Annotated in this window: 8 protein-coding genes; 5 read left to right on the top strand and 3 right to left on the bottom strand. The window is 63.4% G+C overall.

The window, feature by feature from the left end; genetic code table 11:
• Positions 1 to 35: 35 nt before the first annotated feature.
• Positions 36 to 1241 (bottom strand): Mrp/NBP35 family ATP-binding protein, encoded by a 1206-nt coding sequence (locus EN885_RS30875; protein ID WP_095482989.1) that lies wholly within the window; start codon positions 1239 to 1241, stop codon positions 36 to 38.
• 238 nt (positions 1242 to 1479) lie between these two features.
• On the opposite strand from EN885_RS30875, the gene EN885_RS30870 reads away from it, so the two are divergent.
• Positions 1480 to 1857, top strand: a complete 378-nt coding sequence (locus EN885_RS30870) for a VOC family protein (RefSeq protein WP_095482990.1) — start codon at positions 1480 to 1482, stop codon at positions 1855 to 1857.
• Between the two features lie 42 nt (positions 1858 to 1899).
• Here EN885_RS30870 and EN885_RS30865 read toward each other — a convergent pair whose 3' ends face one another.
• Positions 1900 to 2904 (bottom strand): inorganic phosphate transporter, encoded by a 1005-nt coding sequence (locus tag EN885_RS30865; RefSeq protein ID WP_095482991.1) that lies wholly within the window; start codon positions 2902 to 2904, stop codon positions 1900 to 1902.
• Positions 2905 to 2907: 3 nt separating this feature from the next.
• On the bottom strand, positions 2908 to 3549 hold the full coding sequence (locus EN885_RS30860) for a DUF47 domain-containing protein (RefSeq protein WP_095482992.1): 642 nt from the start codon (positions 3547 to 3549) through the stop codon (positions 2908 to 2910).
• A gap of 166 nt (positions 3550 to 3715) precedes the next feature.
• Between EN885_RS30860 and EN885_RS30855 the strand changes: the two genes are divergently transcribed.
• The 4 genes from EN885_RS30855 to fdhF all read left to right on the top strand — a co-directional run bounded on the left by EN885_RS30855 (position 3716) and on the right by fdhF (position 9725).
• Positions 3716 to 4615 (top strand): LysR family transcriptional regulator, encoded by a 900-nt coding sequence (locus tag EN885_RS30855; protein ID WP_095482993.1) that lies wholly within the window; start codon positions 3716 to 3718, stop codon positions 4613 to 4615.
• A 187-nt stretch (positions 4616 to 4802) separates the two neighbouring features.
• On the top strand, positions 4803 to 5282 hold the full coding sequence (locus EN885_RS30850) for a formate dehydrogenase subunit gamma (RefSeq protein WP_095482994.1): 480 nt from the start codon (positions 4803 to 4805) through the stop codon (positions 5280 to 5282).
• A complete protein-coding gene (locus tag EN885_RS30845) occupies positions 5279 to 6838 on the top strand; it encodes an NADH-quinone oxidoreductase subunit NuoF (RefSeq protein ID WP_095482995.1) in 1560 nt (519 codons plus the stop codon). The genes EN885_RS30850 and EN885_RS30845 overlap by 4 nt, the downstream gene beginning before the upstream one ends.
• Before the next feature lie 10 nt (positions 6839 to 6848).
• Complete coding sequence (gene fdhF, locus EN885_RS30840) at positions 6849 to 9725, top strand: formate dehydrogenase subunit alpha (RefSeq protein ID WP_095483046.1); 2877 nt, start codon at positions 6849 to 6851, stop codon at positions 9723 to 9725.
• Positions 9726 to 9728: the final 3 nt, after the last annotated feature.

The following is a 9728-nucleotide window of genomic DNA, read 5'->3' as shown; positions in this document are numbered from 1 at the left end:
CGGCACCCTCCCCTCAAGGGAGAGGGATATCCGCGTTACTCGAACACGATGCTCGGCACCGCGGCTTCCGCCGCGCCGCGTTCTTCATTGACCCTGTCCCAGACCTTAGAAGCGATGTCGCGGTAGATTTTTGCCTCGGCGCCATCGGGCTTCGAGACCACCACCGGTGTGCCGGCATCCGAGCTTTCGCGGATGCCCATCTCGAGCGGCACTTCGCCGAGGAAGGTGACGCCGAGGCGCTCGGCCTCGCGGCGCGCGCCGCCGTGGCCGAAGATATCGTAGCGCTTGCCGGTGTCGGGGGCGAGGAAGTAGCTCATGTTCTCGACGATGCCCAACAGCGGCACGTCCACCTTCTTGAACATGTTGAGGCCCTTTCGCGCATCGATCAGGGCCAGATCCTGCGGCGTCGAGACGATGACGGCGCCGGCGAGCGGCACCTGCTGGGCCATGGTCAGCTGCGCGTCGCCAGTGCCGGGGGGCATGTCGACGACGAGCACGTCGAGCGGACCCCACTCGACCTCGCGCAGCATCTGCGTCAGCGCCGACATCACCATCGGCCCGCGCCAGATCATCGGCGTCTCCTCATCGACGAGGAAGCCCATCGACATGACCTTCAGCCCGTAATTCTCCATTGGCTTCAGGACCTTGCCGTCGACGGTCTGCGGCCGGCCATGGATGTTGAGCAGCCGCGGCATGGACGGGCCGTAGATGTCGGCGTCAAGCACACCAACCCTCAAGCCGTTAGCGGCGAGGCCAAGAGCGATGTTGACGGCGGTGGTCGACTTGCCGACGCCGCCCTTGCCGGAAGCGACAGCGATGATCGCCTCGATGCCGGGCACGCCGCGTTTGCCCTGGCTGTGCGAGGCCGGAGCATGCGGAGCCGGGCGTGGCGCGGCAGCGGGTGCGGCCGCAGGTGTGGGCCTTGGGGCGGGCCTGGGAGCGGGTCTTTGCGGAACCGGAGCCTCCATGCCGCCACCCTTCTTTTCCGCCGTCAGCGCGACCACGGCGCCGGCGACACCGGGGATCGCCTTGACGACCCGTTCGGCTGCGGCGCGCAACGGCTCCATCTCCTGGGCCCGGGCGGCAGGAACGGTGATCGAGAAGAAGACCTTGGCATCGGCAATGAAAATCTCGGAAACCATGCCGAGGTCGACGATGTTGCCGGTGAAATCCGGCCCATTGACCGTCTTCAGGCGCTCGATGACGATTTCCTTGGTGACGTTTTCCTGGACGGCGGGCATCAGCTTTTCCTCTGCTTTTCCGCATCAGATAATGCAGTTCCCGAACAGAACCAAGCGGCGGAACGGCACGCGCAGTGGCATGGCTTCAAAAACTTGCGTCCACTTGTAGGGATTTGCGTCAATCGAAACGTCTTAGGAAGAGGCACGCCGATCGCGCGAGCTGCGGTCGCCAGAAGGCAAAGCAGCCCTATTTTCCTGCAGGGCTCGGGCGTGCTCGCCAGCAAGGAAGGAGACAATCATGCTCGCAAACAGCAACGCAACGGCCAATCTCGCAGTGAAAGATCTGGCGAAGGCCAGGTCTTTCTATGAGGGAACGCTCGGCCTGACAGAGGTACACAATGAGGGTGGCGAGTTGATCGTCTACAAAAGCGGCGACACCAGCATCAATGTGTACCACTCGAAGTTCGCCGGCACCAACAAGGCAACAGCGGTGACCTGGATGGTCGGCGACGAGATCGACACCGTCGTCAAGGCGCTGAAATCGAAGGGCGTGGTCTTCGAGCACTACGAGATGCCGGGCCTGACGCTGGAAGGCGACATCCACGTCGGTCACGGCATGAAGGTTGCCTGGTTCAAGGATCCGGACGGTAACATCCTGAACCTTGTGGACAGGTAGATTTCGCGCTGCCGCACAATACGATTTCAGGTGCCACTCACGTCACGCCGCCAGGCTGACCGCGAGGTAGGTGAGGGCCGAAATCGCGGCGGTGGCCGGCAGAGTGACAATCCAGGCGATGACGATGTTGCCGGCGATGCCCCAGCGCACAGCCGAGACGCGGCGGGCGGCGCCGACGCCGATAATGGCGCCGGTGATCGTATGCGTCGTCGACACCGGAATGCCGAGCCAAGTGGCGGCGAACAGGGTGATCGCACCGCCGGTCTCGGCGCAGAACCCCTGCATCGGGTTCAGCCGGGTGATCTTCGAGCCCATGGTGTGGACGATGCGCCAGCCGCCGAACAATGTGCCCAGCGCCAGCGCCGCCTGACAGGTGATGACGACCCATAGCGGCACGTAGAAATTCTCTCCGAGCATGCCTTGCGAATAGAGCAGCACGGCGATGATGCCCATGGTTTTCTGTGCGTCGTTGCCGCCATGGCCGAGCGAATAGAGCGAGGCGGAAACGAACTGCATGACGCGGAAAGTGTTGTCCACGGCGAACGGTGTCTGGCGCACGAACGCCCAGGAGACGGTAAGGATCAGGACAAGCGCCAGCAGAAATCCGGTCGCCGGCGACAGGACGATGGCCGCAATGGTCTTGCCGAGTCCGGTCCAGACGATGGCGCCGCCGCCTGCCTTTGCAACGCCGGCACCGACAAGTCCGCCGATCAGCGCGTGCGAGCTGCTGGAGGGGATGCCGACGAGCCAGGTGACGATATTCCAGACAATGGCACCGACGAGAGCGGCGAAGATCACCCCCGGGGTGACGATGCTGGCGTCGATGATGCCCGTTCCCAAGGTCTCGGCAACATGAAGGCCGAAGAACAGGAAGGCGATGAAATTGAAGAAGGCCGCCCACAGCACCGCATAGTGTGGCCTCAGCACACGCGTGGAGACGATGGTGGCGATAGAGTTGGCGGCATCGTGCAGGCCGTTGAGAAAATCGAAGAACAGCGCAACGGCGATGAGCCCGGCCAGCACGGGAAAGGCGATGGCGGCTTCCATTGGCTAAACGTTCTCGATGACGATGCCGCTGATCTCATTGGCGACGTCCTCGAACCGGTCGACCACTTTTTCCAGCTCGCCATAGATCTCGCTGCCGATCAGGTAGGCCATCGGGTCGCTGCGGCCATGCCTCTTGAACAGGTCCTTCAGGCCCTGCTCGTGCAGATCGTCGGCCCGGCCTTCCGCGCGCATGACCTCTTCGGCGATCGCATTGAGGCGCACGCTGTGGGCGCCGATCTTGCTGAGCAATGGGATGGCCTCGGCGACCAGCTTGGCTGCAATAACGATGACGCCGCCCATTTCCTGCATCAGCGGGTCGAATTCCTTCTTGTCGAACAGCTTCACCGTCTTGACGGTCTTGTGCATCATGTCGATGGCGTCATCCATCGACTGGATCAGGTCCTTGATGTCACCGCGATCGAAAGGCGTGATGAACGAGCGCCGCACGGAAAGCAGGACTTCCGCGGTGATGTGATCGGCCTGGTCTTCAAGATCGATGATCTTCTGGCACCAGCGATCGATGTCCTTGCCCTGGAGGAGCTGCTCGAGCGCCTCGGCGCCATCGACCACGGTGCGGGAGTGCTGCTCGAAGAGGTCGAAGAAGCGATCTTCGCGCGGCAGCAGCTTGCGGAACCAGCCCAGCATGTTCGATCTCCCGTGCCCCACGACCTCGCCTTATCCACATAGCGCCGCATGCCGCTGCGGGAAATAGTAAGCCGGCTGAAAGGTGTGGATGCTGCCGATTGCACATGCAGCTTGCGGCGGAAGGCAATTTCCCCGACCTTGGCACTGGACGCACCGGACAGATGGCATGATCGACAAGCTGGAATTCTTCATCGCGCTGGCCAGGGAAGAGCATTTCGGCCGGGCGGCGGAGGTGTGCGGCGTCACCCAGCCGACGCTTTCGGCCGGGATCAAGCAGCTGGAGGGCCAGCTCGGCGTGATGCTGGTATTGCGCGGCTCGCGCTTTCAGGGGCTGACGCCGGAGGGAGAACAGGTGCTGGTGTGGGCGCGCCGCATCGTCGGCGATACCCGCACCATGCGCGAGGAGATGCGGGCGGCGCGTCACGGCCTTTCGGGACGCATCCGCATCGCGGCCATCCCGACGGCGCTGGCCATGGTGGCGCGGCTGACGACACCCTTTCGGGCAAAACATCCCGGCGTGACCTTCTCGGTGCTGTCGCGCACCTCGATCGAGGTGCTGTCGCTGCTCGGCAATTTCGACATCGACGCCGGCATCACCTATCTCGACAACGAGCCACTGGGGCGGGTGACCAGCGTGCCGCTCTATGACGAGCGCTATCAGCTGATCACCGCCGTCGGAAACCCCTATTCCGACCGCGACAAAGTGACATGGGCGGAGCTCAGCCAGCTGCCGCTCTGCCTGTTGACGCCGGACATGCAGAACCGCCGCATCATCGACCAGCATTTGGCCGAAGCCGGCACGCAGGTGCGGCCGACACTCGAATCCAATTCGATGATCGTGCTGTTCTCCCATATCCGTACCGGCAAATGGTCGTCGATCATGCCGCTCAACCTCTCGGAAACATTCGGCTTTTCCGAGCCGATCCGGGCCATACCGATCGTCGAGCCGGATGCCAGCCACACCGTGGGGCTGGTTGCGACGCCGCGCGAGCCGCACACGCCGCTGGTCTCGGCGCTGCTGGACGAGGCGATGGCGCTGGCAGACGATTTCCGCGCCCGCCGTTGAGCTAGAGATTGCGGGATGAGTGGGATCGATAGAAGATTTCTATCGAGCAACGGATCGGCTTTATTGATTTGGCGGGTTTCCTCTGATTTCCTAAACACTTAGCGACATCGCATGTCGTTGCCCAAAAAGAACGTTTCGCACTTTTGGGCGACATGCATTGGATCGCAACGACCAGGGAGGGCGCTGCATGACAATGCAGCCTGCAAGTACCGAGATCGCGTCGCGCACGGCGGCGATCATCCAGGAGCTGAAGGGCCTCGAAGGCCCGCTATTGCCGATCCTCCACGGCATCCAAGAAGAGTTCGGCCATGTGCCGCAGGACGCGCTGCCGGTGATCGCCGAGGCGCTGAACATCTCCAAGGCGGAGGTGCACGGCGTCGTAACCTTCTACCATGACTACCGCAGCCACCCGGCCGGGCGGCATGTGCTGAAGCTCTGTCAGGCGGAAGCCTGTCAGTCGATGGGCTCGGATGCCATTGCCGCCAAGCTCAAGCAATTGCTGGGTATCGGTTTCCACGAGACGGCGCGCGACGGTTCGGTGACGCTGGAACCGGTCTATTGCCTCGGCCTTTGCGCCTGCGCGCCATCGGCGATGCTGGACGGCGCGGTGATCGGCCGGCTCGATGACGAAAAGCTCGACGAGATCGTTGCCGAGGTGCGCTCGTGATCCCGCGCATCTACATTCCGGGAGACTCCGGCGCGCTGGCGCTGGGTGCGGAAAAGGTCGCCAAGGCGATTGAGAGAGAATTGGCCGATCGCGGCATTGAGGCCAAGATCGTGCGCAACGGTTCGCGCGGCGCCTATTTCCTCGAGCCGATGGTCGAAGTGGCAACAACAGACAAGGGCCGCGTCGCCTACGGGCCGGTAAAGCCGTCCGACGTCAAAGGACTGTTCGACAGCGGCTTCCTCACCGGCGGTCACCACAAGCGCTGGCTGGGCGCGCCCGACAAGATCCCGTTCCTGGCCAGGCAGACGCGCCTGACCTTCGCGCGTTGCGGCGTCATCAATCCGCTGTCGCTCGATCACTACAAGGCACATGGCGGGCTGAAGGGCCTGCAGAACGCCGTGGCGATGGCGCCGGCCGACATCGTCAAGCAGGTCACCGAGTCGGGCCTGCGCGGTCGCGGCGGCGCCGGCTTCCCGACCGGCATCAAATGGAAAACGGTGCTCGATACGACGGCCGACAAAAAGTATATCGTCTGCAATGCCGACGAGGGCGACAGCGCCACCTTCGCCGACCGCATGATCATGGAGGGCGACCCCTTCGTGCTGATCGAGGGAATGGCGATCGCCGGCGTCGCGACCGGCGCGACCAAGGGTTTTGTCTATATCCGCTCGGAATATCCGCATGCGGTGGCGATGATGCAGAAGGCGGTCGAGGTCGCCCGCGAGGCGGGCCTGCTCGGCGTCAACGTGCTGGGCTCGCCCAACGCCTTCGACTTGGAAATCCGCGTCGGCGCCGGTGCCTATGTCTGCGGCGAGGAGACCTCGCTGCTCAACAGCCTCGAAGGCAAGCGCGGCGTCGTTCGCGCCAAGCCGCCACTGCCGGCCATCCAGGGCCTGTTCGGCAAGCCGACGGTAATCAACAACGTCATCTCGCTGGCATCGGTGCCTGTCATCATGGACAAGGGTGCTGCCTTCTACAAGGATTTCGGCATGGGCCGCTCGCGCGGCACCATTCCGATCCAGATCGCCGGCAATGTCAGATATGGCGGCCTGTTCGAGGCAGCGTTCGGCATGACGCTTGGCGAGATCGTCGATGACATCGGCGGCGGCACGGCGACCGGACGTCCGGTCAAGGCGGTGCAGGTCGGGGGTCCGTTGGGAGCTTATTTTCCCCGCGCCCTGTTCGACACGCCATTCGACTACGAGGCTTTCGCCGCCAAGGACGGGCTGATCGGCCATGCCGGCATCACCGTGTTCGACGACACCGCCGACATGCTGAAGCAGGCGCGCTTCGCCATGGAGTTCTGCGCCATCGAAAGCTGCGGCAAGTGCACGCCATGCCGCATCGGCTCGACGCGCGGCGTCGAGACGATCGACAAGATCGCCAGGGGTATCGAGCCGGAAAAGCAGATCGAGCTGGTGACAGACCTCTGCAACACGATGAAGTTCGGTTCGCTCTGTGCGCTGGGTGGCTTCACGCCCTACCCGGTGATGAGCGCAATCAACCACTTCCGCGATGATTTCAAGCCGGCGCCGGTCGCCGAAGCAGCAGAATAGGAGTCTCGCCATGGGTCTCGTTCAGGAAATCGACTACGGCACACCGGCCTCGACCTCCGAGAAGCAGGTGACGCTGACGGTTGACGGCTTCACCGTCACCGTGCCGGAAGGCACCTCGATCATGCGCGCCTCGATGGAGGCGGGCATCGCCATTCCGAAACTCTGCGCCACCGACATGGTCGACGCCTTCGGCTCCTGCCGGCTTTGCCTGGTCGAGATCGACGGCCGCAACGGCACGCCATCCTCCTGCACGACGCCGGTGGCGCCGGGCATGGTGGTGCATACCCAGACCGGAAGGCTGAAGGACATCCGCCGCGGCGTGATGGAGCTCTACATCTCCGACCATCCGCTCGACTGCCTGACCTGTGCTGCCAATGGCGACTGCGAATTGCAGACGCAGGCCGGCGTCGTCGGCCTGCGCGACGTGCGCTACGGCTATGAGGGCGACAACCACGTTTTCAAGAAGAACGACGGCGCAGAAAATTTCAAATGGATGGCGAAGGACGAGTCCAACCCGTACTTCACCTATGATCCGTCGAAATGCATCGTCTGCTCGCGCTGCGTGCGCGCCTGCGAGGAGGTGCAAGGCACCTTCGCGCTGACCATCGAGGGCCGCGGCTTCGAAAGCCGCGTCTCGCCCGGCATGCATCAGCTGTTCATCGACAGCGAATGCGTGTCCTGCGGTGCCTGCGTGCAGGCCTGCCCGACGGCGACGCTCTCCGAGAAATCGGTGATCAAGATCGGCCAGCCGGAGCATTCGGTCGTCACCACCTGCGCCTATTGCGGCGTCGGCTGCTCGTTCAAGGCCGAAATGCGCGGCGACGAGCTGGTGCGCATGGTGCCCTACAAGGACGGCAAGGCGAACCGTGGCCATAGCTGCGTCAAGGGACGTTTTGCCTACGGCTATTCGACCCACAAGGAGCGCATCCTCAATCCGATGATCCGCGAAAAGGTCACCGATCCATGGCGCGAAGTGTCGTGGGAAGAAGCGCTCACCCATACCGCCAACGAGTTCCGCCGCATCCAGTACCAGTATGGCCGCACCTCGATCGGCGGCATCACCTCGTCGCGCTGCACGAACGAGGAAACCTATCTGGTGCAGAAGCTGATCCGCCAGGGTTTCCGCAACAACAATGTCGACACCTGCGCCCGCGTCTGCCATTCGCCGACCGGCTATGGTCTTGGCCAGACATTCGGCACTTCGGCCGGCACCCAGGATTTCGATTCGATCGAGAAAACCGACGTGGTGATGATCATCGGTGCCAATCCGACCGACGCACATCCGGTATTTGCGTCGCGCATGAAGAAGCGGCTGCGCAAGGGCGCCAAGCTGATCGTGCTCGACCCGCGCCGCACCGATATCGTGCGCTCGGCCCATATCGAGGCGCAGCATCATCTGCCGCTGAAGCCCGGCACCAATGTCGCCGTGGTCACCGCGCTTGCCCACGTCATCGTCACCGAAGGCCTGTTCGATGAGGCCTTCATCCGCGAGCGCTGCGATTGGGACGAGTTCCAGGACTGGGCGTCGTTCGTGGCGCTGCCAGAAAACAGCCCTGAAGTGGTCGGTCAGCTTGCCAGTGTCGATCCCGAAGAGATCCGCGGCGCCGCTCGGCTGTTTGCCACCGGCGGCAATGGCGCGATCTATTACGGCCTCGGCGTGACCGAGCACAGCCAGGGCTCGACCACGGTCATCGCCATCGCCAACCTTGCCATGGCGACCGGCAATGTCGGCCGGCCGGGCGTCGGCGTGAACCCGCTGCGCGGCCAGAACAATGTCCAGGGCTCCTGCGACATGGGCTCGTTCCCGCATGAGCTGCCCGGCTATCGCCACGTCTCCGGCGACGCGGTGCGCGACATCTATGAGAGCCTGTGGGGCGTCAAGCTCGACGATGAGCCCGGCCTGCGCATCCCCAACATGCTGGACGCCGCCGTCGACGGCTCGTTCAAGGGCCTCTATGTGCAGGGCGAGGACATCCTGCAGTCGGATCCCGACACCAAGCATGTCGCCGCAGGGCTGGCGGCAATGGAATGCGTGGTCGTGCACGACCTCTTCCTCAACGAGACCGCCAACTACGCGCATGTCTTCCTGCCCGGCTCGACCTTCCTCGAGAAGGACGGCACCTTCACCAATGCCGAGCGCCGCATCAACCGCGTGCGCAAGGTGATGGCGCCGAAGAACGGGCTGGCCGACTGGGAAGTGACGCAGAAGCTCGCACAGACGATGGGGCTTGCCTGGAATTACCAGCATCCGTCGGAAATCATGGACGAGATCGCCAAGACGACGCCGAGCTTCGCCAGCGTCTCTTACGACTATCTGGAAAAGATGGGCTCGGTGCAGTGGCCCTGCAACGAGAAGGCGCCGGAAGGCACGCCGATCATGCATATCAGCGGTTTCGTGCGCGGCAAGGGCAAGTTCATCCGCACCGAATATGTTGCGACCGACGAGAGGACGGGACCGCGCTTCCCGCTGCTGCTGACCACCGGCCGCATCCTGTCGCAGTACAATGTCGGCGCGCAGACCCGGCGTACCGACAATATCATGTGGCACAGCGAGGACCGGCTTGAGATCCACCCGCATGACGCCGAAAACCGCGGCCTGCGCGACGGCGACTGGGTCCGCCTGACGAGCCGCTCCGGCGAGACGACGCTGCGCGCGCTGATCACCGACAAGGTGTCGCCTGGCGTGGTCTATACGACGTTCCACCACCCCGACACGCAGGCCAACGTAATCACCACCGACTTCTCCGACTGGGCAACCAACTGTCCGGAATATAAGGTGACGGCGGTGCAGGTAGGCGCGTCCAACGGACCGTCGGAATGGCAGATCGACTATGACGAGCAGGCCCGCAACAGCCGTCGCATCGCGACGCTGGAAGCAGCGGAGTAATCT

The sequence above is a fragment of the Mesorhizobium sp. M6A.T.Cr.TU.014.01.1.1 genome (assembly GCF_004022765.1).
GTDB classification, from domain to species: Bacteria; Pseudomonadota; Alphaproteobacteria; order Rhizobiales; family Rhizobiaceae; genus Mesorhizobium; species Mesorhizobium mediterraneum.
This window is presented reverse-complemented; position numbering and strand designations above follow the sequence as displayed.

What these genes read in the sequence shown, in the direction of transcription:
- EN885_RS30875 (WP_095482989.1), bottom strand. Translation starts at nt 1,241, where the DNA reads ATGCCCGCCGTCCAGGAAAACGTCACCAAGGAAATCGTCATCGAGCGC.
- EN885_RS30870 (WP_095482990.1), top strand. Translation starts at nt 1,480, where the DNA reads ATGCTCGCAAACAGCAACGCAACGGCCAATCTCGCAGTGAAAGATCTG.
- EN885_RS30865 (WP_095482991.1), bottom strand. Translation starts at nt 2,904, where the DNA reads ATGGAAGCCGCCATCGCCTTTCCCGTGCTGGCCGGGCTCATCGCCGTT.
- EN885_RS30860 (WP_095482992.1), bottom strand. Translation starts at nt 3,549, where the DNA reads ATGCTGGGCTGGTTCCGCAAGCTGCTGCCGCGCGAAGATCGCTTCTTC.
- EN885_RS30855 (WP_095482993.1), top strand. Translation starts at nt 3,716, where the DNA reads ATGATCGACAAGCTGGAATTCTTCATCGCGCTGGCCAGGGAAGAGCAT.
- EN885_RS30850 (WP_095482994.1), top strand. Translation starts at nt 4,803, where the DNA reads ATGACAATGCAGCCTGCAAGTACCGAGATCGCGTCGCGCACGGCGGCG.
- fdhF (WP_095483046.1), top strand. Translation starts at nt 6,849, where the DNA reads ATGGGTCTCGTTCAGGAAATCGACTACGGCACACCGGCCTCGACCTCC.